19 protein-coding genes and 3 pseudogenes are annotated in these 20,419 nt (G+C 70.2%); 13 read left to right on the top strand and 9 right to left on the bottom strand.

Going from position 1 to position 20,419, the window contains the following annotated elements; all coding sequences use genetic code 11:
* The first annotated feature begins 175 nt into the window (after positions 1 to 175).
* From FHX80_RS16225 to FHX80_RS16210, 4 genes are all read left to right on the top strand, one after another.
* Entirely contained in the window at positions 176 to 1,108 is a 933-nt protein-coding gene (locus tag FHX80_RS16225) for an ROK family protein (protein ID WP_145764828.1), read from the top strand.
* Positions 1,108 to 2,268, top strand: coding sequence for an N-acetylglucosamine-6-phosphate deacetylase (gene nagA, locus FHX80_RS16220; RefSeq protein ID WP_145764827.1), 1,161 nt, complete (start codon positions 1,108 to 1,110; stop codon positions 2,266 to 2,268). The genes FHX80_RS16225 and nagA overlap by 1 nt, the downstream gene beginning before the upstream one ends.
* A 167-nt stretch (positions 2,269 to 2,435) precedes the next feature.
* The gene (locus tag FHX80_RS16215; RefSeq protein WP_145764826.1) at positions 2,436 to 3,377 is read left to right on the top strand and encodes a 1-phosphofructokinase family hexose kinase; all 942 of its coding nucleotides are present in this window, start codon (positions 2,436 to 2,438) and stop codon (positions 3,375 to 3,377) included.
* 61 nt (positions 3,378 to 3,438) lie between these two features.
* Positions 3,439 to 4,302, top strand: coding sequence for a class II fructose-bisphosphate aldolase (locus FHX80_RS16210; protein WP_145764825.1), 864 nt, complete (start codon positions 3,439 to 3,441; stop codon positions 4,300 to 4,302).
* A 653-nt stretch (positions 4,303 to 4,955) separates the two neighbouring features.
* Here the strand turns inward: FHX80_RS16210 and FHX80_RS16205 are convergent.
* Positions 4,956 to 5,951: a CBM35 domain-containing protein gene (locus FHX80_RS16205; RefSeq protein WP_145764824.1), complete on the bottom strand. Its 996-nt coding sequence runs from the start codon at positions 5,949 to 5,951 to the stop codon at positions 4,956 to 4,958.
* A gap of 145 nt (positions 5,952 to 6,096) precedes the next feature.
* Positions 6,097 to 7,746 (bottom strand): diguanylate cyclase CdgB, encoded by a 1,650-nt coding sequence (gene cdgB, locus FHX80_RS16200; protein WP_145764823.1) that lies wholly within the window; start codon positions 7,744 to 7,746, stop codon positions 6,097 to 6,099.
* 413 nt (positions 7,747 to 8,159) lie between these two features.
* On the opposite strand from cdgB, the gene FHX80_RS16195 reads away from it, so the two are divergent.
* On the top strand, positions 8,160 to 8,666 hold the full coding sequence (locus tag FHX80_RS16195; protein ID WP_145764822.1) for a flavin reductase family protein: 507 nt from the start codon (positions 8,160 to 8,162) through the stop codon (positions 8,664 to 8,666).
* Between the two features lie 73 nt (positions 8,667 to 8,739).
* On the opposite strand, the gene arfB is transcribed toward FHX80_RS16195, so the two are convergent.
* Positions 8,740 to 9,174 carry an alternative ribosome rescue aminoacyl-tRNA hydrolase ArfB gene (gene arfB / locus FHX80_RS16190; RefSeq protein WP_145764821.1) on the bottom strand — a complete coding sequence of 145 codons (435 nt, stop codon included), beginning with the start codon at positions 9,172 to 9,174 and terminating at the stop codon, positions 8,740 to 8,742.
* A 172-nt stretch (positions 9,175 to 9,346) separates the two neighbouring features.
* On the opposite strand from arfB, the gene FHX80_RS16185 reads away from it, so the two are divergent.
* Both FHX80_RS16185 and FHX80_RS16180 read left to right on the top strand, forming a co-directional pair.
* Entirely contained in the window at positions 9,347 to 9,922 is a 576-nt protein-coding gene (locus FHX80_RS16185) for a TerD family protein (RefSeq protein WP_123460746.1), read from the top strand.
* 278 nt (positions 9,923 to 10,200) lie between these two features.
* Positions 10,201 to 11,784: a M4 family metallopeptidase gene (locus FHX80_RS16180; protein ID WP_145764820.1), complete on the top strand. Its 1,584-nt coding sequence runs from the start codon at positions 10,201 to 10,203 to the stop codon at positions 11,782 to 11,784.
* Positions 11,785 to 12,087: 303 nt separating this feature from the next.
* On the opposite strand, the gene FHX80_RS16175 is transcribed toward FHX80_RS16180, so the two are convergent.
* Both FHX80_RS16175 and FHX80_RS16170 read right to left on the bottom strand, forming a co-directional pair.
* Positions 12,088 to 13,560 (bottom strand): M1 family metallopeptidase, encoded by a 1,473-nt coding sequence (locus tag FHX80_RS16175; RefSeq protein ID WP_145764819.1) that lies wholly within the window; start codon positions 13,558 to 13,560, stop codon positions 12,088 to 12,090.
* A gap of 393 nt (positions 13,561 to 13,953) precedes the next feature.
* On the bottom strand, positions 13,954 to 14,109 hold the full coding sequence (locus FHX80_RS16170) for a VOC family protein (protein ID WP_244318295.1): 156 nt from the start codon (positions 14,107 to 14,109) through the stop codon (positions 13,954 to 13,956).
* Positions 14,110 to 14,213: 104 nt separating this feature from the next.
* Here FHX80_RS16170 and FHX80_RS16165 point away from each other — a divergent pair, with 104 nt between their 5' ends.
* Positions 14,214 to 14,756: a hypothetical protein gene (locus tag FHX80_RS16165; RefSeq protein ID WP_145764818.1), complete on the top strand. Its 543-nt coding sequence runs from the start codon at positions 14,214 to 14,216 to the stop codon at positions 14,754 to 14,756.
* Positions 14,757 to 14,971: 215 nt separating this feature from the next.
* Entirely contained in the window at positions 14,972 to 15,655 is a 684-nt protein-coding gene (locus tag FHX80_RS16160; protein ID WP_145764817.1) for an alpha/beta fold hydrolase, read from the top strand.
* Between the two features lie 18 nt (positions 15,656 to 15,673).
* On the opposite strand, the pseudogene FHX80_RS16155 reads toward FHX80_RS16160, so the two are convergent.
* A pseudogene (locus FHX80_RS16155) lies at positions 15,674 to 16,186 on the bottom strand (transposase); the annotation flags it as partial.
* Between the two features lie 82 nt (positions 16,187 to 16,268).
* Between FHX80_RS16155 and FHX80_RS16150 the strand changes: the two are divergent.
* Both FHX80_RS16150 and FHX80_RS36985 read left to right on the top strand, forming a co-directional pair.
* Entirely contained in the window at positions 16,269 to 17,141 is an 873-nt protein-coding gene (locus FHX80_RS16150) for an LLM class flavin-dependent oxidoreductase (RefSeq protein WP_145764816.1), read from the top strand.
* Between the two features lie 292 nt (positions 17,142 to 17,433).
* Positions 17,434 to 17,682, top strand: a pseudogene (locus FHX80_RS36985) (IS982 family transposase); the annotation flags it as partial.
* Positions 17,683 to 17,700: 18 nt separating this feature from the next.
* Here FHX80_RS36985 and FHX80_RS36775 read toward each other — a convergent pair.
* The 3 genes and pseudogenes from FHX80_RS36775 to FHX80_RS35745 all read right to left on the bottom strand — a co-directional run.
* A pseudogene (locus tag FHX80_RS36775) lies at positions 17,701 to 17,793 on the bottom strand (IS5/IS1182 family transposase); the annotation flags it as partial.
* 440 nt (positions 17,794 to 18,233) lie between these two features.
* Positions 18,234 to 19,112, bottom strand: a complete 879-nt coding sequence (locus FHX80_RS16135) for a hypothetical protein (protein ID WP_145764814.1) — start codon at positions 19,110 to 19,112, stop codon at positions 18,234 to 18,236.
* A gap of 444 nt (positions 19,113 to 19,556) precedes the next feature.
* Positions 19,557 to 19,739, bottom strand: a complete 183-nt coding sequence (locus FHX80_RS35745) for a DUF397 domain-containing protein (protein WP_244318589.1) — start codon at positions 19,737 to 19,739, stop codon at positions 19,557 to 19,559.
* Here FHX80_RS35745 and FHX80_RS35740 point away from each other — a divergent pair.
* Together FHX80_RS35740 and FHX80_RS16120 are read left to right on the top strand one after the other, a co-directional pair.
* Positions 19,678 to 19,854, top strand: a complete 177-nt coding sequence (locus FHX80_RS35740; RefSeq protein ID WP_244318658.1) for a hypothetical protein — start codon at positions 19,678 to 19,680, stop codon at positions 19,852 to 19,854. The genes FHX80_RS35745 and FHX80_RS35740 overlap by 62 nt on opposite strands.
* A gap of 66 nt (positions 19,855 to 19,920) precedes the next feature.
* A complete protein-coding gene (locus tag FHX80_RS16120; RefSeq protein ID WP_145764811.1) occupies positions 19,921 to 20,418 on the top strand; it encodes a hypothetical protein in 498 nt (165 codons plus the stop codon).
* Position 20,419 lies beyond the last annotated feature (1 nt).

The following is a 20,419-nucleotide window of genomic DNA, read 5'->3' as shown; positions in this document are numbered from 1 at the left end:
CCGGCCCATGCGGTCGGGGGCGCGCGCCGGGGGGTGTTCCGCCCCCGTTGTCGCCGGATTGCGCCCGGATGTCGGCGGATTGCCGCCGGGTTGCGCCCCCGATTTTGTATGGATGCGCAACAAACAGCGATAGTGGACTAGACCTTTTGGGGTTCCTCGGGCGAAACTGTTTCCCGTGAAACATGTCATCGCCCTCGATGTGGGCGGCACCGGAATGAAGGCCGCGCTGGTCGGGGCCGATGGCACCCTGCTGTACGAGGCACGTCGCGCGACCGGCAGGAAGCGCGGCCCCGACGCCGTCGTGGAGTCGATCCTCGCCTTCGCGGCGGATCTGCGCGCGTACGGCAAGGAGCACCTCGGCGAGAGCGCCGTCGCGGCCGGCGTAGCCGTGCCCGGCATCGTCGACGCCGAGAACGGGATCGCCGTCTACTCCTCGAACCTGGGCTGGCGCGACGTGCCCATGCGCCAACTGCTCGGCGAACGACTCGGCGGCGTACCCGTCGCCCTCGGCCACGACGTCCGGACCGGCGGGCTCGCCGAGGGCCGGATCGGCGGGGGCAAGGGCGCGGACCGCTTCCTGTTCGTGCCGCTGGGCACCGGGATCGCCGGGGCCATCGGCATCGACGGCACCATCGAGGCGGGCGCCCACGGCTACGCGGGCGAGATCGGCCACATCGTGATCCGGCCGGACGGCCCGGAGTGCCCCTGCGGCCAGCGCGGCTGCCTGGAGACGCTCGCCTCCGCGTCCGCCGTCAGCCGGGCCTGGGCCGCCGCATCGGGCGACCCGGAGGCCGACGCCGCGGACTGCGCCAAGGCCGTGGAGTCGGGCGACGCGGCGGCCGTGGCGGTCTGGGACAACGCCGTCGACGCCCTCGCCGCCGGACTGGTCACCGCACTGACACTGCTGGATCCCCGCGTGCTCATCATCGGTGGCGGTCTCGCCGAGGCGGGGGAAACCTTGTTCACACCACTGCGTGCGGCCGTCGAGGAACGCGTCACGTTCCAGAAGCTGCCCCACATCGTCCCGGCGGCCCTCGGGGACACCGCCGGATGCCTGGGCGCAGGGCTGCTCGCCTGGGATCTTCTCTCCACGGAGGTATCCGCCTGATGGCCGGACGCGCAGACAGCACAGTTCTCGCAGGTGCCCGGGTGGTACTCCCCACCGGCACCGTCGAGAACGGCCGGGTGATCATCGAGGGCACCCGCATCGCCGACAGTCCGGCGGAGGACGCCCGGACCGTCGACCTGTCCGGCCACTGGATCGTCCCCGGCTTCGTGGACATGCACAACCACGGCGGAGGCGGCGCCTCCTTCACCTCCGGCACCGTGGACGACGTCCTCACCGGCGTCCGCACCCACCGCGAGCACGGCACCACCACCCTGGTCGCCTCCACCGTCACCGGCGAGATGGACTTCCTCGCCGAACGGGCCGGCATCCTCTCCGAACTGGTCGAACAGGGCGACCTGGCCGGCATCCACTTCGAGGGCCCCTTCATCTCGCCGTGCCGCAAGGGCGCGCACAGCGAGGGCCTGCTGCGCCACCCGGACCCGGCCGAGGTCCGCAAGCTGATGGACGCCGCGCGCGGCACCGCGAAGATGTTCACGCTCGCCACCGAACTGCCCGGCGGCATCGAGTCCGTACGGCTGCTCGCCGAGCACGGCGTCATCGCCGCGATCGGGCACACCGACGCCACGTACGAGCAGACCGTCGAGGCGATCGACGCGGGCGCCACCGTCGCCACGCACCTCTTCAACGCGATGCCGCCCCTGGGCCACCGCGCGCCCGGCCCGATCGCCGCCCTCCTGGAGGACGAGCGGATCACCGTCGAGCTGATCAACGACGGCACCCATCTGCACCCGGCCGCCCTCCAGCTGGCCTACCACCACGCGGGCGCCCACCGCGTCGCCCTGATCACCGACGCCATGGACGCGGCCGGGTTCGGCGACGGCCAGTACCAGCTGGGCCCGCTCGCCGTCGAGGTCAAGGACGGCGTCGCCCGGCTCGTCGAGGGCAACTCCATCGCCGGCTCCACGCTCACCCTGGACACCGCCTTCCACCGGGCCGTCACCATCGACCGCATCCCGGTCGGCGACGTGGTGCAGTCCATCTCCGCCAACCCGGCCCGGCTGCTCGGTGTGTACGACCGGGTCGGCTCGCTGGAGCCGGGCAAGGACGCCGACCTGGTGATCCTGGACGCCGACTTCACGCTCAAGGGCGTCATGCGCAAGGGCGAGTGGATCGTCCAGCCGGTGCCCGCGGCGGTGTGAGGACCGCATCTTGAGAACCGTGGGCGAAGACGTAACGAAGAGACGGCGGTTGTTCCCCGGGTCTGGGCCGGCCGCCGGCTCTTTGGCATGATCGTCCGCGAACCAGACAGGGAAAGCGCGTTCTGCCAAGGGATCCGCGCTCAGCACGGATCGGAGGGGCGGCCGAGGTGATCCTCACGGTCACGCTGAACACGGCACTCGACCTGACGTACGACGTTCCGGCCCTCGTCCCGCACTCCAGCCACCGGGTCACCGACCTCTCCGAGCGCCCCGGCGGCAAGGGCGTCAACGTCGCCCGGGTACTCACCGCCCTCGGCCACGACAGCGTCGTCACCGGCTTCGCCGGAGGCACCACCGGCACCGCGCTGCGGGAACTGCTCGCGGCCCTCCCGCAGGACACCGCGACCCTCACCGACGCGCTCGTCCCCGTGGCCGGCGACACCCGCCGCACCCTGGCCGTCGCCGACCGGGCCACCGGCGACACCACCCAGTTCAACGAGCCCGGCCCCCACATCACCGCCGCCGAGTGGATCGCCTTCCTCCGCTCGTACGAGAAGCTGCTCACCGGCGCCGACGCGGTCGCCCTGTGCGGCAGCCTGCCCCCGGGCATACACGTCGGCGCCTACGCCGAACTGATCCGGCCCGCCCGCGCCGCGGGCGTCCCCGTGCTCCTGGACACCAGCGGCGAACCGCTGCGCCGGGGCATCGCCGCCCGCCCCGACCTCATCAAGCCGAACGCCGACGAGCTCGCCCAGCTCACCGGCGCCCGCGAACCCCTGCGCGCCACCCGCGACGCCCGCCGCCGCGGCGCGCACGCGGTGATCGCCTCACTGGGCCCGGACGGCATGCTGGCGGTCACCCCCGACGGCAGCTGGCAGGCGTCCCCGCCGGCCCCCGTGAAGGGCAACCCGACCGGGGCCGGCGACTCAGCGGTGGCCGGACTGCTGTCCGGCCTCGTCGAGGGCCTGAGCTGGCCGGACCGGCTGCGACGGGCGGTGGCACTGTCGACGGCGACCGTGCTGGCCCCCACCGCCGGTGACTTCGACCGCGCGGCCTACGAGGAGCTGCTGCCGCGCGTCGCCATCGAGGAACACGCACCCGCGGCCTGAGCGCCGCACCGCACCGGGCGCGCCGCTCGCCGGCGGGTCCGAGGAAACAACAGAGGTCAGCATGCCGCTCGTCAGCACCGGTGAACTCGTCTCCGCCGCCCAGGCCGAGGGACGCGGGATCGCCGCCTTCAACGTCATCACGCTGGAACACGCGGAGGCCATCGCCACCGGTGCGGAGCGCGCCGGAGCCCCCGCCATCCTCCAGATCTCCGAGAACGCGGTGAAGTTCCACGGCGGCCGGCTCTCCGCCATCGCGGCCGCGGCCGCCGCCGTCGCCCGCACCTCCTCCGCCCCGCTCGCCCTCCACCTCGACCACGTCGAGTCCGTGGAGCTGCTGCACCAGGCGCACGACGAGGGCTTCGGCTCGGTGATGTTCGACGCCTCCAAGCTCAGTTACGAGGAGAACGTGCGGGCCACCGCCGAAGCCGTCGCCTGGGGCCATGAGCGCGGTATCTGGATCGAGGCGGAGCTCGGCAAGGTCGGCGGCAAGGAGGGCGAGGCCCCGCTCGACGCCCACGCCCCCGGCGTCCGCACCGACCCGGCCGAGGCCGCCGCGTACGTCGCCGCGACCGGCGTGGACGCGCTGGCCGTCGCGGTCGGCTCCTCGCACGCGATGACCGAGCGCACCGCCGCCCTGGACCACGCCCTGATCGGCCGGCTGCGCGACGCCGTCCCCGTCCCGCTGGTGCTGCACGGCTCCAGCGGCGTCCCGGACGACGAGATCCGCCAGGCCGTCGCCACCTCCGGCATGGTCAAGATCAACGTGGGCACGGCGCTGAACACCGCGTTCACCGGGGCCGTCCGGGCCCACCTCGCCGAGAACACCACGGGCGTGGACCCGCGCAAGTACCTCGTCCCCGGCCGTGAGGCCATGGCCGCGACGGTGGCGGGGTTCCTGGGGCTGGTGTCCGGCGCAACACACTGACCCGGGACGACGACTGATCGTGAGCGGCTGGAACTCTATGCTGTCGTCAAGCTGAGCGTTCCGGTTCGGTCGCCCGTCCGTTCAAGGATCACTGCCACGCGGGTGGTGTCACGGAGGCCTACGTTGTCGCACAACCGCATGCGATCGGCACTGGCCGCAGTCGCCCTCACGGGTGCTGCTCTGCTTTCGATCCCTGGGGCCGCACAGGCCGCTCAGCCCTCTCAGCCCGCTGGAACCACCGCCGCCGGCTGGCCCGGCGTGTGGCCGTACAACGGACACACCGCCACTGTTCGGGCTTCGCGCAGCACCGGAGCCGCCAAGGTCGGCACGGTCACCTCCTCCGGCCGGAAGTGCGCGGAGAACCTCTGCCAGGCGTACAGCGGCGGGTCCTACACGTGCTGGAGCGGCGGACCGTCGGGCAACAGCTGGATCGGTGTCCTCGACTCGAGCAACCGTGTGGGCTGGGTCGCCGCCAAGTGTGTGGGCGTGTCTCGCTGGTCCTGACGCCGCGGTCGGTCGTACCGCGCGCCTCTCCAGGACGCCCGGGCCACTGGAACAGGCCCCGCCCCCCACGCGCTTGGCGTGAGGGGCGGGGCCTGTCGCACTTCAGCAGTCATCGCCCACCTGCGGAGACGAGGACGCGTCGGGAAAGCTCAGCCCTGTGCCGATGTGACCTCGACCCAGTCGAGGATCACGTCGCACTGATTTCCGTCCTCGCACGAGATCTTGATCTCGTTCTCACCCTTGACCAGGTCGACGGGTGCCCAGGTGGTCTGCCAGTTCTTCTCCCAGTCCGGATCCGAGGACTTGATGAAGTCCTTGAGCCCGATCGGCAGCGAGTTCGACTTCCCGTTGACCGTCAACGTCGCGTTGGCGTCCTTGCCGGGGATCGCGTAGCGCACCGTCAGACGGTACGAACCGGCGTTCTCTATGGCGGCCCGCCACGTGACGGACGATCCGACGGCGTTGAAACCGGAAACGTATGAGCCGTCCGGGCCCTCCGCTCCCTTGACGCTCTTTTCCACGGTCGCCGTCCCGCCGAGCTTCAGCGATGCCGCGTCCTGCTTCGGGAGCTCGACGGGCGCCTCGGAGCTCTTGGTCGGCTCCGGCTTCGGCGACTCCTCGACCTGACCGGCCGCGCCGGAGGAGGACGTGGCCTCCTCCTTCTTCTTGTTCTTGTCGCCGTCGCCCGTCATCAGCGCGGCACCGATGCCGATGAGCACCACCGCGACCACCGCGACCGCGCCGATCAGCAGGCCCTTGGTGTTGGGGCCGCCCTTGCCGGGGCCGCCGTTGCCGCGGCCACCCTGGTGCGGCACCTGCGTGGTGGGGGCGCCGGGGTACGTCTCCGGGGCCGCGTACTGCGTGTTCGGCTGCCCGTACTGCCCGTTCGACGCCGGGGGGTAGCCGTAGGAGCCCTGCTGGGGCTGCCCGTACGTCTGCTGCGGCACCTGCTGCCCGTACTGGCGCTCGCCGACGGTCCGCACCTGGTTGTACGAGGTGCGCGGCACACCCGGCTGCGCGGCGGGACCCGGATAGCCGTAGCCGCCCTGACCCGGTGGCTGCGCGCCGGCCGCCTGCCCGTCCTCGTAGAGGTAGCCGAACGGATCGTCGTCCTCGGGTGTGCTCGCGCCGTTGTTCCCGGCCATCCCTGGGTCACTCCTCACCATGTCGCCAGCCGTCGCCGTCAGCCGTCGCCGACCGGCCGAGCCTACCCCGAACGGACCACGCCAAGAATTGCCGCAGCTGCGGCGGGGACCGGGGTGGGGTAAGCGAACATCACGTCGGCGAACGTCAGCCGGCCCTGCGGTGAACCTTCGACCGGGACCGCTTCTCCACGTACATCCGCTGGTCGGCGGAGCGCAGCACCTCTTCGGCGGTCATGCCGCAGGCGGCCCAGCCGATGCCGAAACTCGCCCCCACACGCACTGCCCGGCCGTCGACCCGAATGGGCGGGATGATGGCGTTACGCAGGCGTACGGCCAGGTCCGCGGCGTCCGCGGACCCCAGCCCGTCCGCGAGAACGACGAACTCGTCGCCCCCGAGCCGGGCGACGGTGTCCCCGTCCCGGACACAGGTGGTGAGCCGGCGGGCGACCTCGATGAGCACGACGTCGCCCGTGTGATGGCCGAAGCGGTCGTTGATCGACTTGAAGCCGTCCAGGTCGCAGAAGAGGACCGCGAGGCCCTTCGCCCCGTCGTCCTTCCCGGTGTCGGGCGCGACGGAATGCACATGGTGGTCGTACGGGCCGACGCCCGCCCCCGCGTCGAAGCCGTCGACGGGGAAGCCGTGCACCCGGGCCTCGTCCACATCGCCGTACGCCGCGTCCAGCGCCTCCACGTCCGTGGACCCCACCGAGTGCGGGCGTTCACAGAGCCGGGCGCTGAGCCGGGAGCGCAGTTCCGCGCTGTTGGGCAGACCGGTGAGCGCGTCGTGCGAGGCGCGGTGCGCGAGGTTCAGCTCGTGGCGCTTGCGCTCCTCTATGTCCTCGACATGGGTGAGCAGGAAGCGCGGCCCGTCCGTGGTGTCCGCGACGACGGAGTTGCGCAGCGAGACCCAGAGGTAGGTGCCGTCCCGGCGGCCGAGGCGCAGCTCGGCGCGGCCGCCCTCGGCGGAGGTACGGAGCAGGGTGCCGATGTCCTCGGGGTGGACCAGGTCGGCGAAGGAGTAGCGGCGCAGTACGGAGGCGGGGCGGCCGAGGAGACGGCACAGGGCGTCGTTGGTGCGCAGCAGCCGGCCGTGCTGGTCGCCGCCCATCTCCGCGATGGCCATGCCGCTGGGGGCGTACTCGAAGGCCTGGCGGAAGGATTCCTCACTGGCCCGCAGCGCCTGCTGTTCACGCTCCAGGCGGACCAGGGCGCGCTGCATGTTCGCCCGGAGCCTGGCGTTGCTGATCGCGATGGCCGACTGGGACGCGTACATCTGGAGCGCCTCAAGACCCCAGGCGCCGGGGCGGCGGCCGTTGCGGGGGCGGTCGACGGATATGACGCCGAGGAGGTCGAGGCCGCCGCCGGACGCGTACATCGGGGCGTAGAGCCGGTCCTGGGGGTGCCACTCGTCCTCGAAGCGGGGCTCGGGCCCCTCGGTGTGCCACTGCGGGACGTCGTCGTCGAGGAGGATCCAGCCGTCGGTGTGCGGTATGAAGCGGAGCTCGCCCCATGCCTCGCCCATGGCCAGCCGGCGCTCCCATGAGTCGCGGGAGCCGACGCGGCCGGTGATCAGGGCCTCGGCGGCGTTGTTGCCGGCGAAGGCGGCGACCACGAGATCACCGTCGGGACGGACGAGGTTGACGCAGGCCAGCTCGTAACCGAGACCGGCGACGATTCCGTCGGCCACGGTCTGCAGTGTGTCGGCCAGGCTCCGTGCCGTGTTGAGATCGGCCACGGCCTGGTGCAGCTGCCGCATCGTCGCAAGGCGGACGTACGGCTCCGACTCGGCCTCCATCGCTCGCACTCCCCGAGACCTCGACAGCACTCCAGGTTTCATATCGGCGTACTTGACGTACCTACTGCAGTGTCACGGCCACTGAATCACAGTGAGCTGTGCACCCGGTACACAGGGTCAACAAATATCGCACTCTGTGACTCAAGTCACAACAGATGGTAAAGGATTCCGGGCGCGCCCCGGAAGGGGCACCTCCGTTTCTCGTCCCGGGCAACGCGTAGGTTCCTGAACGCGAAACGCATCCGCCGGCCTCCGGACTCCGGGGTCGGGGGCCACGGGCTCCGGCGAGGTCCTAGGACCTGGCTGGTCCCCTGGCCCGATGCGGTGGCGGGCCGCGCCCGGCTAGCGTGCCCGGTGTGTTGCAGACGAAGCCCCCCACCCCACGCCCCCGGCCCATCCCCCATGCTGAGGGGGTGAGCAACGATGAGTTCCGTGGCGCCCTCGCCCAGCTGGCCGCCGGTGTGGTGCTGGTCACCGCACAGGAACCGCCGCTCGACGAGCACGGGCGCGGCGAGGACGTCGGCATGACCGCGACCGCCTTCATGTCGGTGTCGCTGGACCCGCCCCTGGTCATGGTGAGCCTGCGCAACGACTCACGGATGGACGACCTGCTGGCGGAGCAGCCGCTGTGGGCCGTCTCGGTCCTGTCGGAGAGCCAGCGGCACATCGCCGGACGGTTCGCCATGAAGGGCCGGATCAGTGACCGGCTGCTGTTCGAGGACATCCCCCATGTACGCGGGAAGGTCACCGGGGCGCCGCTGGCCGAGGGCGCGCTCGCCACCCTGGAGTGCCGCACGGAGCAGCGGATCGTGGCGGGTGACCACACGCTGGTGATCGGACGGGTGCTCGGTGCGCAACTGCCGAGCGGGGACGGCAGCCCGCTGACGTACTTCCGCGGACGCTACCGGCAGCTGGGCTGACGGGGCGCCATCACGGGGCCGGGTGTCGCGCAGGGTCTGCCGCGGCAACCCGGCTCGCGGGTCGCGGCGCCGTTCACCAGTCGCGGCCCGAGCGGCCGCGCTTGGTGTCGCCGCGCTGCTTCTTCTCGCGCAGCCTGCGCTCGTTGATGCCGCGCGGGATCTTGCGCTTGCGGCGCGGCTTGGGGGGCGGCGCCGTGGCCTCGGCCAGCAGGGCGGTGAGCCGTACGGCGGCCGTCTCGCGGTTGCGCCACTGCGAGCGGTGCTCCGATGACCGTACCGACACCACGCCGTTGACCAGCCGGTTCGCCAGCCGTTCCAGGGCGCGCTCCTTCCACACCTCGGGCAGCGACTCGGTCGCCGCGAGGTCGAAGCGGAGCTCCACCTGGGAGTCGCTGGTGTTGACGTGCTGCCCGCCTGGTCCCGAGGACCGCGAGAAACGCCACATGAGTTCGGCCTCCGGCAGGGAGACCGCACCGCGGATGACATAGGGCCCGGACATGACACCCATGTTCCCCGTCCCACCAGCTGTTCGTCACCTTCTTTTGCCGTACCCCGCCATCAGTTCGGTAAAGAAAGTAAAGGCGGAAGGAACCTCCTGGTCCCTTGCCTGCGTTATGGAGTGTGACGGTAGCTTCGGGATGGCACGAAGCCCGCACACGACAGATCGAAAGGGACTTCCCATGGCAGTAAGCCTGTCCAAGGGCGGCAACGTCTCCCTCACCAAGGAGGCCCCCGGCCTCACCGCCGTCACGGTCGGCCTTGGCTGGGACGTCCGGACCACCACCGGCACGGACTTCGACCTCGACGCGTCCGCGATCGCGGTCAACGCCGCCGGGAAGGTCTTCTCCGACGGCCACTTCGTCTTCTTCAACAACAAGGCGACGCCGGACCAGACGATCGTGCACACCGGTGACAACGTCACGGGTGAGGGCGAGGGCGACGACGAGCAGATCAACGTCAACCTGGCAGGCCTGCCGGCCGACATCGACAAGATCGTCTTCCCGGTGTCGATCTACGACGCCGAGACCCGCAGCCAGAACTTCGGCCAGGTGCGCAACGCGTACATCCGCATCCTCAACCAGGCCGGTGGCGCCGAGATCGCCCGCTACGACCTGAGCGAGGACGCCGCCACCGAGACCGCCATGGTCTTCGGCGAGCTGTACCGCAACGGCGCCGAGTGGAAGTTCCGTGCCGTCGGCCAGGGTTACGCCTCCGGCCTGCGCGGCATCGCCCAGGACTTCGGCGTCACTCTCTGACGCTCTGTCCGTCCGCTTCACGGGAGCCCCCGGCCGATCATCCTGCGGCCGGGGGCTCCCGCGTGCCCGCGTATCACTGACCGCCCACCAACGGGTCCAATGACACGCGGAGTTGCACAACCAACAGAAGTCCGCCGGATATCGGACACGGACGCACCTCAGTCGGACAAGAACTGGTCAAAGAATTGTGAGGCAATTGTTCGTACACCGTCAACACGAGTCATTTGGTGGCACGCTCTCCGCTCGTAACCCCCCACGGAACGAGCAACGGAGAACACATGACCCCCCACATGAACACCCGTCGCGCCGCAGCCCTGGCCGCCGTGGCCGCGATGGTCGTCGTCGGAGTGCAGACCGGTGCGGCGAACGCCACCCCGGGCACCCCCGGCGACGGTTCCTCCGCCTCTCCCCGCACTTCCTCGCCCGCCTTCAGCAGCGCCTCGGCGCGCACGGCGGCCATCAAGTCGGCCCAGACCGACGCCTCTTCGACCGCCGACTCGCTCAAGCTCGGCGGCAAGGAGAAGCTGATCGTCCGTGACGTGATCAAGGACGCCAAGGGCACGGTCCACACCCGCTACGAGCGCACCTACGCCGGACTGCCCGTCATCGGCGGCGACCTCGTCACCCACACCGCGAGCAACGGCAAGCTCAAGAGCGTCACCCGGGCGACCGCCGCCAAGATATCCGTGCCGTCCACGACGGCGAAGATCAAGACGGTGGCCGCCGCCCGCAAGGTGATCTGGGCCGGCAGCGGCAAGCCCGTCCTCGCGTTCGAGTCAGTGAAGACCGGGGTGCAGAAGGACGGCACGCCGAGCCGGCGCCACATCATCACGGACGCCACCACCGGCAAGACCCTGCACAGCTACGAGGCGATCGAGACGGCCGGCATCGGCAACAGCCAGTACAGCGGCACGGTCGACCTCTCCACCACCGCCTCCGGTTCCGGCTTCGAGCTGACCGACGGCGACCGCGGCGGCCACAAGACGTACGACCTGAACCAGGGCGAGAGCGGCACCGGCGCCCTGGTCACCGACGACGACAACACCTGGGGCGACGGCACCGGCAACGACCGCCAGACCGCCGCGGTCGACGCCCACTACGGCGCCGCGGAGACCTGGGACTTCTACAAGTCGGCGCTCGGCCGCGACGGCATCGCGGGCGACGGCAAGGCCGCGTACTCCCGGGTCCACTACGGCGACTCGTACGTCAACGCGTTCTGGGACGACAGCTGCTTCTGCATGACGTACGGCGACGGCGCCGACAACAAGAGCGCCCTCACCGGCCTCGACGTCGCCGGCCACGAGATGAGCCACGGGCTGACCGCGTCGACCGCCAACCTCGACTACATCGGCGAGTCCGGCGGCCTCAACGAGGCGACCAGCGACATCCTCGGCACCGCGGTGGAGTTCTTCGCCGACAACAGCACGGACGTCGGTGACTACCTCATCGGCGAGAAGATCGACATCAACGGCGACGGCACCCCGCTGCGCTACATGGACCAGCCGAGCAAGGACGGCGGCTCGGCCGACTACTGGGACAGCAGCGTCGGTGACCTGGACGTGCACTACTCGTCCGGTGTCGCCAACCACTTCTTCTACCTGCTGGCCGAGGGCAGCGGCGCGAAGACCATCAACGGCGTCGACTACGACTCCCCGACCTCCGACGGCTCCACGGTCACCGGCATCGGCCGGGACAAGGCCATCCAGATCTGGTACAAGGCCCTCTCCGAGTACATGACCTCGACCACCGACTACGCGGACGCCCGCACGGCGACCGAGAAGGCGGCGACCGACCTGTACGGGGCGGAGAGCGCCGAACTGGCCTCGGTCGACGCCGCCTGGAGCGGTGTCAACGTGAGCTAACCGCAACCGCGTTGCTCCCGGGAGCCGGCCAGCCGTCCACGGCGGGCCGGCTCCTGCCGTGCGGGCGCCATCAGCCGTCCACGGCGGGCCGTGCGGATGCCGTCAGCCGTCCACGGCGGGCCGGCTCCTGCCGTGCGGGCGCCATCAGCGTTGGGACGGCGGGCCGTGCGGATGCCGTCAGCCTTCCGCGGCGGGCCGGCTCCTACCGTGCGGATGCCGTCAGCCGTCCGCGGCAGGCCGGCTCCTGCCGAGCGGGCGCCGTCAGCCGTCCGCGGCAGGCCCGCTCCCGTCATGCGGGCGCCGTCAGCCGTCCGCGGCAGGCCGGCTCTTGCCGTACAGCCAGGTCTTCCACAGCTCCGTCAGATCCTGACCGGTCGCCTTCTCGACGTAGGCGGTGAAGTCCGCCGTCGTGGCGTTGCCGTGCCGGTAGGCCTTCGTCCAGCCGGCGAGCAGCGCGAAGAACCGCTGGTCGTCGTCCACCGCCTCGCGGATCTTGTGGATCACCATGGCGCCCCGCCCGTACACCGGCGGGTCCGAGATGTTGGCGGCGCTCGGCGGGTCGGCCGGCGGGAAGGCCCAGTTGTCGTCGTTCTCGTAGGCCTCGTCGAACGACTCCTGGGCCGGGGTGTCCGCCTTCTCCTCCTCCCACAGCCACTCCCCGTAGGTCGCCAGACCCTCGTTGAGCCACATGTCCTGCCAGCTCGCGGGCGTGACCGAGTCACCGAACCACTGGTGCGCCATCTCGTGGACGAGCAGCGCGACGCTCGGCGCCCCGTGGAAGAACGGCCGGTTCTGCGTCTCCAGCGCGTACCCGGCGTCGCCCTTGCGCTCGACGATCGCGCCCGTGGCGGAGAACGGGTACGGCCCGAAGTGCGCGGCCTCCCACTCCACCACCTCGGGAATCCGGGCCACCGTCGCCGCGCTCGCCTTCGCCGACACAGGGTCCACGGCGGTGATCACCTTGATGCCGCCCGCCATGGTCGACGTCTTCGTCTCGAAGCGGCCGACGGCCAGCGTCGCGAGGTAGCTCGCCATCGGTTCGGCGGTGTGCCAGCGGTACGTGGTGCGGTCCCCGGACGTCTTGGGCGGACCGGCCAACACGCCGTTGGAGACCGCCGTCAGCCCCTTGGGAACGGTGACCGACAGGTCGTACGTGGCCTTGTCGCTCGGATGGTTGTTGCCCGGGAACCAGGCCATCGAGCCGGTCGGTTCGCCCAGCGCCACCGCCCCGTCGGCGGTCGGCAGCCAGCCCTCCTTGGAGCCGTCCGGGTCGGTGATGGTCTGCGGGGTACCGGAGTAGCGGACGACCGTACGGAACGTCAGTCCCCGGCGGAGCCGGTCCTGGACCTGGATGTCCGGACGCAGCGTCAGCTCGTTGCCCGCCCGGTTCACGGCGGCGGGACGCCCCTCCACCGTGGCCGACTCCACCGTCAGCCCGGCCAGATCGAGGTTGAACGAGCTGAGGTCCTGGGTGGCCCGCGCGGTGATCTCGGCGGTGCCACGCAGCCGTTTCGCGCCCGGCCCGACATCGAGCGTGAGGTCGTAGTGCGTGACGTCGTAGCCGCCGTTGCCGAGCTTGGGGAAGTACGGATCGCGCACCCCGGAGGCGCCCGGGGTGCCCCTCACTCCACTGGCCCCCGCGGTGCAGGCGGGCGCGAGGACCGCCAGGGCCAGGAGCAGGACGGCGGCCCCGGCCCAGCGGGGGGTGCGTGCGGGGGTGCGTGCGGGAGTGCGTGCCGGGGTGAGTGCCGTGTCGCGCGCTGGGGTGGGTGCCATGCCGCGCGCTGGGGTGCGTGCCGGGGTGCGTGCCGGGGTGCGTTGATCCACGCCGATGATCCTATGTACGGAATGTCGGAGTGGGGGGATGTGGGGGCGCCGGAATCGGTCCTGTGTCCCTCCTTCAGTCGGCCCTGCCCGGCCCGGCCCGCTCGCCGAGGAGCCCGCCGACCGGGACCGGGCCCTTGCGGTCGTGAGGGCGGAGCCGCCGCTGCTGGGCCGGGAGCCGCCGGCCCCCGCTGAACGACCGGCTCGCCGAAGGAGACCCTGCGCGCGTACCCGGCAGCCACCGGACTGGAGAGCCCGCACGGCCTCGACCCGTGAACGCCGAACGCCCGGTGCCCCGCTGACCACCAAGGTTCAGCGGGGCACCGGGCGTTCGGCACGTTCCGTCTACGGACCCTCGATGCCGACGATGGTCCCGAACGGGTCGCGCAGCTGGGCGATCCGGCGGCCCGGCTCGATCGTCAGCGGTCCGCGGTGGTGCTCGCAGCCGGCCGCCAGCAGCCGCGTCCGGACCTGGTCGACGTCGTCCACTCCCCAGTACACGACCGGGCTGCCGCCCCGGGGATTGCGCTCGTCATCGGCAGGGTGGAACCCGAACCGCAACTAACCGCTCGGCAGCAGACGAAGGCACGAGGCAAAGTGACCCCATGAGCGGAAGAGGACTGGAGAAGGACGGGACGATCGCGCGTGAAGGTGCGCTGAGCCGTGTGCCAGAAGCCTTCGTTGGCGATGGCTCACGTCGCGAGCTGTTTATTCGGAGTGGCCTGGGTGCCGCAGACGTGGTGCACGCGCATCGTGAGGCGCTTCTTGTCCTGCGGGACAGCATCGAGACCGCTCATGTTGATGCCTACAGCGATGAAGCCTGGCCGGAGGAGGTCGTACCCGCCTACGAGCGCGCCTTGTTGATGGCGGACGGCGCTTTGGCCGACGGCCTCCGTTCAGCTAAGAACGATCCCGGGATGGGGATCGATGTCGATGTCCACGACGACGCACAGTTCGATGTACTGCTGGCTTTGGCTCCTTACACAATCCATGCCGAGGCATGGCGTCAGGGACAGCAGCTCTTCAGCGCCAACGACACGGGAACAGCCCTGTGGATTTCCGTCACCTCACAGCAAGAGACTCGGCTCATGTCGAGGCTCGGTGCGCTGAGGGTCACCGGGACGGCTTTCGCCGACCGGCCCAGGTAGTCGACAACGCTTGATCATGGTGTGGTTTCGCGGAGCCAGAGGATGAGCGAGCTCAGATGCAGTCCCGCCATCTAGTGCTGTGACCGCGTAGGTTCGCCGGGTTGGGTTGGGCCGAGCCGCAGTTTTCATAGATCGCAGTCTGACCGGAGCCCGGTGTCAGAGCCTCCCGATAGCGTGCCGGCAAACAGATCTGACGACTCTTCGGGAGAACCACCGTGGACATCCTGCTCATCGCCGGCTTGTGGCTCGACGGATCCGCCTGGGACGACGTTGTACCCAACCTCACTGCGCTCGGCCACCGTCCCGTGCCGCTCACCCTCCCGGGCCAGGGCGACGGCACCGCCTCCGCGACGCTTGACGACCAGCTGGAAACAGTACTAGCCGCGGTTGACGCGGCGCCCGGAAAGCCTCTGGTGGTGGGGCACTCCGCAGCGTCGACCCTGGCCTGGCTGGCCGCCGACGCGCGACCGGAGAAGGTGGCCAAGATCGCCCTGATCGGCGGCTTCCCCGCCGCCGATGGGCGGGCCTACGCCGATCACTTCGCGATCGAGGACGGCGCCATGCCCTTCCCAGGCTGGGACCCCTTCGAGGGAGCCGACTCCGCCGACCTGGACCAGCAGGCCCGGGACCGCTTCGCGTCCGCTGCCGTTCCTGTCCCCGAGGCGGTCGCCAGGGGAGTCGTGCGTCTGACCGACGAGCGCCGCTTCGACGTCCCCGTCGTGGTCGTCTGCCCCGAGTTCGCCCCCGCCCAGGCCAAGGAGTGGATCGCCGCCGGCGAAAGCCCTGACCTCGCCCGCGCTACCCACCTTGACTACGTGGACCTCGACTCGGGCCACTGGCCGATGACCACCCGCCCCCGCGAACTCGCCCGCGTCCTGGCAGAGGTCGCCAACTCCTAGCGGCGGCGGGCTGGGTGGTCAGGCCACGGATGGTAGTGGTCTGCCGCCCCAGCGCAGGCCCTTCTCGCTGCGGATGCGGGCACGCTCCTTGCGTTCGGCGGCCAGGACATCGCGGTGGCGGGCGTTGGCGTTGCGCCATCGCAGGTAGGCGTGCAGAGCCCGGGTCTGCACGGTGTGGTCGGGGTGGTGGGAGTTGGCGATGGTGAACTGTCTCAGCGGTCCGAAGGGGGCCTCGATGGGGTTCGCTCACGAGGCGTAGGTCGGGGTGAAGCACAACTCGACCTTGTTCTTCTTCGCCCAGCGGCGGATGTCGGCGCCCTTGTGGGCGGACAGGTTGTCCAGGATCACGTAGATCGGGGCGCCGTCCGGGCGGGTGGCGCGAATCGACTTCAGCGCGGCCAGGGTGTTCGCGGCGCCCTTCTTCCTACGGTTGACGCCCCACATCGTGTCGTCGCCAACCGAGTAGCAGCCGTGGAAGTAGCGCACCCCGTGAGTGCGGTGGTAAGTCGCAGGATGCCGCTCCGGCCGGCCCAGCACGACCCGGTCGGATGACCGCCCGGGGCGGGCCCCGGACTGTTGATCACGCACCTGAACGAGGCATAGGTTGTGGCGCATGACGAGTGTTCGAATCGGCGTGATGTACGACCGCGACTGGGCCCCGGAAGGGTTGCCCGGCTTCGCGCGGGAGGTCGAGGCACTCGGGGTGGACGACCTGTGGGTGGTCGAGGACCTCGGGTGGAACGGTGGGATTTCGGCAGCTGCCGTGGCGTTGGGAGCGACCGAGCGGCTGCGGGTGGGCATCGGGATCACGCCGGCGCCGTTGCGCAGCCCGGCGTTGCTGGCGATGGAGCTGGCGACTCTGGCGCGTGTGTTCCCCGGGCGGCTGGTGGCCGGGATCGGGCATGGGGTGCCGGAGTGGATGGCCTCGGTCGGCGTCGCGGCGCAGTCGCCGCTCGCCTTGTTGGAGGAAACGATCAACGCTGTGCGCGCTTTGCTGCATGGGGAGTTGGTCGAGATGAAGGGGCGCGAGGTGCACCTCAACGGCATCCGCTTGGTGCATCCACCTGTCGAGTCGCCGCCGGTGATCGCGGGCGTGGTGCGGCCCCGCTCACTCGAGCTGTCCGGGCGAGTCGCGGACGGCACGCTGATCGCCGAGGGCCACGGGCCGCAGGATGTGGAGCGCGCGCGGGCGTTGATCCACAAGGGCGGAGGCACCGCCAACCACAGTCTGACGGTGCTCGCCTTCTGCTGCGTCGGCGGCGACGCCGAGCAGGTGGCGCGGACGCTGCGGCCCAGTGTCGAGGGCCACGGCGCTTGGCTCGGCCGCCCGCCGGAGCAGGTGTTCACCGTCTCCGGCAGCGCCGCGGACGCCGCCGAACGAGTGCGCGAACTGGCAGCGGTCGGAGCAGGAACGGTCGTGTTGCGGATGGTCGGTCCCGAGCCGGTGAGGCAGCTCGGGACCGTGCTGGAAGCGCTCGACCGCTAGATGATCGAATCCAAGAAATAGCTGCGCGAACAAGGCTAGGGCGTCCAAGGTCAATGTGTGACAACCAACTTGGACACCCTCGCTACCGCACTTACGTCAAGACCGATGACCTGTTGAAGGCTTCGCCGCAGCTCGCGCCACGGCGGCCGAAGGTCGGCATACTGCCGCGGCTCAGCGACGCCGAACTGATCACACTGTCCGTGATGCAGGCCCTCCTCGGCTTTCCCGGCGAGGCCCGCTGGCCGCGAAACGCCCGTACGCAGCTACGGCACCTCTTGCCGGCGTGCACCACATGAGGCCCGCCCGCAGGGGCGAGGCGGAGCGCGCGGGAGCGGAGCTGTTCAAACCACTTCGGCAAGTCATCGAGTCGATCAACCAGACCCTCAAAGGACAGCTTGACCTGGAACGACACGGCGGCCGGACCGTCACCGGAGTGACCGTCCGAGTACTTCAGCGCCTCCTGGCGCTCACCGCCGCGATCTGGCACGACGCCAAGACCGACACACCGGTCCTCCGCTCACTGACCGCCTACGATCACTGACCTCCTGGAATCGATCATTTAGCGGGTGGCGAGTTCGTCGAACCGGGTTGCGACTGCGCGGAACTGCTTGAGTCGCGCGAAGCAGCGTTCGACGACGTTGCGGTGCTTGTATGCCTCCGGCTCGAAGGCGGGACGGTGTCCGCCCCGGCTGCCCCATCGCCGTTGGTTGCCGACCTGGTCGGCACGTTCGGGGATGGGTGGCCTTGATCCCGCGGCGTCCGAGGCCGGCTCGGACGGCCCGTGAGGAGTACGCCTCATGGGAAGCAAGGGTCGACGGGAGCTGATCTTCAAGCCGCGAGCCGAGCCTTTGCGTTTGCCCGGACCATCAGAGTCCTGATCACAAGACGAGGCCGGCTCGCGCCCAGCAGCATGGACCTCAAGTGGGCAGGAACAGATACCGAGGGGTGATAGTTACTCGACTGACTGGGTCAGGACTTCAAGATCACGTCATGACCCATCTGCACGTCCCTTCGCTGGCCCCCACGCTCGCTCGCGGAGATCGGCGGGGACCAGTGAGGAAGAGCGGGTTTCGGCGGGGTTCAGCAGGTCGGTTACCGGAATCCCCGGTCTGCTCGGGGTACCAGTCCCGCGCGTACTGCGTTCATGCGTGCTCGTACGCCTTGTTGGGGTACGGCGTTGGTGGGGCCGGTGGGGGTGGGGTGGGGGTTGCCGCGTACGCCGCCCGGCATGGCCTGTGCGCTGCCGGGGGCGCGGCATTCGCTGCATTCCAGGGTGCGCAGGACGACGCGGGGGGTCGGGGGAGTCGCGCGCAGGGGTGGGAGTTTGTCGCGCAGGCGTCGGCGGATGAGTGCGGCGGCGTGGTGGATGGGTGAGGGCAGGCCCTGGGTCAGCGCGTGCAGGATCTCTGTTTCGGTGGCGCCGCGCTCGAACCATTCGCTCACCTGTGGTTCCAGTGCGAGGCAGTCCGCCTGGGACAGCATCAGGGCGGGCGCGTTGCGGCCGAGTGCGGCGAGGAGGATGAACGAGCGGGATCGGGTGGGGTGTTGGGGTGTCTGTGGGGGTGCGTCGCCCCTGGTGAAGGCTGCCCACCAGGCGTTGTCGCGTGAGGTGCGGGAGAAGAATGTCCGGGTCACCCAGATCAGTGCCGTCTCGGTGGCGATGCACTCGCTGCCCCGGCGCAGGTGACCTGCTTCCTGGAGCCGGTTCAGTGTGGTGCGCAGGGCGCACTGCCCGTACGGGAGCACCTTGGCGAGGCTCTTCACGGAGATGTCGGCCCCGTCGCACAGGCCGTCGACGTACGCGGCGATGGCGGCATCGCGAGGGAGGAGATGGACGAAGTCAGCTCCGGTGCGCGGGCGTTGGTCCGGTGCCGAACGCTTGCCGTACCCGGGGTTGGCCATCGGGTGGTCGAGCGTGGGCAGGGAGTCGCGCGCAGAAATGGGGGCAGCACTAAGCTGGTTGACAGCCATGAGATCGAGGGCTACCTAACGATCGAAGTGGTCAGGCCCCTGTTCGGTGTTTCTGCACCGGCGGGGGCTGTTTGTCTTGGCTGACGCTAGAGCTTGGCTACCGTCCGTGGCAAGTCGATCGCGAAAAGTCAACCCGCCAGACAGGGTGGGTGGGTGGGAATTCAATCCCTCCGCCCGTTCCGCTGAAAGAGCGCTCGGATCTCGACGCTTGAGCCCCGGGCGGTGAACGGCGAATGGCGAGGTGGGGCGGGGCGGGGCTACCCCGGCGAAGCCCCTGGACGGGTACGTCATCCCCGACTTCGGCTCCGACTCCGGCTCCGACTCCGGCTCCGACTCCGGTTCCGTGCAGCGCGACCAAAGCCCCGCCACACTCCCCGACTCGGGGGTGTGGCGGGGCTTTCGTCGCTGCGCCGTGCGCGGGATCGGTGTGCGCCGGCCGGGCGGTCAGACGGTGCCGAACTCTCCGGCCTTTACGCCTGCCACGAAAGATGCGAACACGTTGACGGGGATGCCCAGAGCGGGGCCGCGCAGATCCTCGGAGTCACGGACGGGAACGATGCCACGCGTGGTGGCGAGGTTGGCGGCGACCTCGATGCAGGCACCGCCGTTGCTGCAGGACCAAGCGATGGCCCACCTGGAAGCCGGGGGCCATGACGTACTCACCGTGCTCGACCCCGCCGTCGGTCTGCTGGTGACGTTCGCCGGATGGCGCGTCCACTCAAGCCGTGCCGTACGTGGCTGACGGCTCCCCACGCGTCCTGGTCCCGCTGGTGCGGAAGCGACACGCCGGGCATGACACCATCGAACCGTGCTCGACATCGGCTACTCCCTCTCCCGACGCTTCCCCGATCCCCCGCAGACCGACTACCGCCGAGCGGACGTCCACGCGCTGCGCCACGATCTGTTCTCCGGGGACGTCTACCTCGCGGACACCAAGGAGGACCGCGAAGTATCCACAGGCTGGGGATGGGTGCCGGTGCTGGACTTCGCCTGGGCCCTGTGCGACATCGTCGAACAGATCGACCGCGACCCCCGCGGCAACCGCTCGCACCGCCGCCAGTTCGCCGAACTCGACTTCACCGAGTCGACCGACCGGATGCTCTTCGAGCGCCGCTTCGGCTGGGTCGACGTCGAGGCCGACTGGATGCCCGCCGAGGAAGCGCCCCTCACCTTCAGCCACTCCGTGCTGCGCCGCGAGGCCCGCGACTTCCTGCACGACCTGATCGCCGACCTCGCCGACATGCACGAAGGCCTCGCCGACAACCCCGTCATCTGGGACCTCCAGGCCCGCTTCCCCCGCCTCTGAG

The sequence above is a fragment of the Streptomyces brevispora genome, from assembly GCF_007829885.1.
Classification (GTDB): domain Bacteria; phylum Actinomycetota; class Actinomycetes; order Streptomycetales; family Streptomycetaceae; genus Streptomyces; species Streptomyces brevispora.
Note: the sequence above shows the minus strand (reverse complement) of the source record. Positions and strands in the feature narration are given on the sequence as shown.

Bases quoted from the DNA above. Each gene is read 5' to 3' on its own strand.
- nagA (WP_145764827.1), top strand. From the start codon at position 1,108: ATGGCCGGACGCGCAGACAGCACAGTTCTCGCAGGTGCCCGGGTGGTA.
- FHX80_RS16210 (WP_145764825.1), top strand. From the start codon at position 3,439: ATGCCGCTCGTCAGCACCGGTGAACTCGTCTCCGCCGCCCAGGCCGAG.
- FHX80_RS16205 (WP_145764824.1), bottom strand. From the start codon at position 5,951: ATGGCCGGGAACAACGGCGCGAGCACACCCGAGGACGACGATCCGTTC.
- cdgB (WP_145764823.1), bottom strand. From the start codon at position 7,746: ATGGAGGCCGAGTCGGAGCCGTACGTCCGCCTTGCGACGATGCGGCAG.
- arfB (WP_145764821.1), bottom strand. From the start codon at position 9,174: ATGGGTGTCATGTCCGGGCCCTATGTCATCCGCGGTGCGGTCTCCCTG.
- FHX80_RS16185 (WP_123460746.1), top strand. From the start codon at position 9,347: ATGGCAGTAAGCCTGTCCAAGGGCGGCAACGTCTCCCTCACCAAGGAG.
- FHX80_RS16180 (WP_145764820.1), top strand. From the start codon at position 10,201: ATGACCCCCCACATGAACACCCGTCGCGCCGCAGCCCTGGCCGCCGTG.
- FHX80_RS16175 (WP_145764819.1), bottom strand. From the start codon at position 13,560: ATGGCACCCACCCCAGCGCGCGACACGGCACTCACCCCGGCACGCACT.
- FHX80_RS16165 (WP_145764818.1), top strand. From the start codon at position 14,214: ATGAGCGGAAGAGGACTGGAGAAGGACGGGACGATCGCGCGTGAAGGT.
- FHX80_RS16150 (WP_145764816.1), top strand. From the start codon at position 16,269: ATGACGAGTGTTCGAATCGGCGTGATGTACGACCGCGACTGGGCCCCG.
- FHX80_RS16135 (WP_145764814.1), bottom strand. From the start codon at position 19,112: ATGGCTGTCAACCAGCTTAGTGCTGCCCCCATTTCTGCGCGCGACTCC.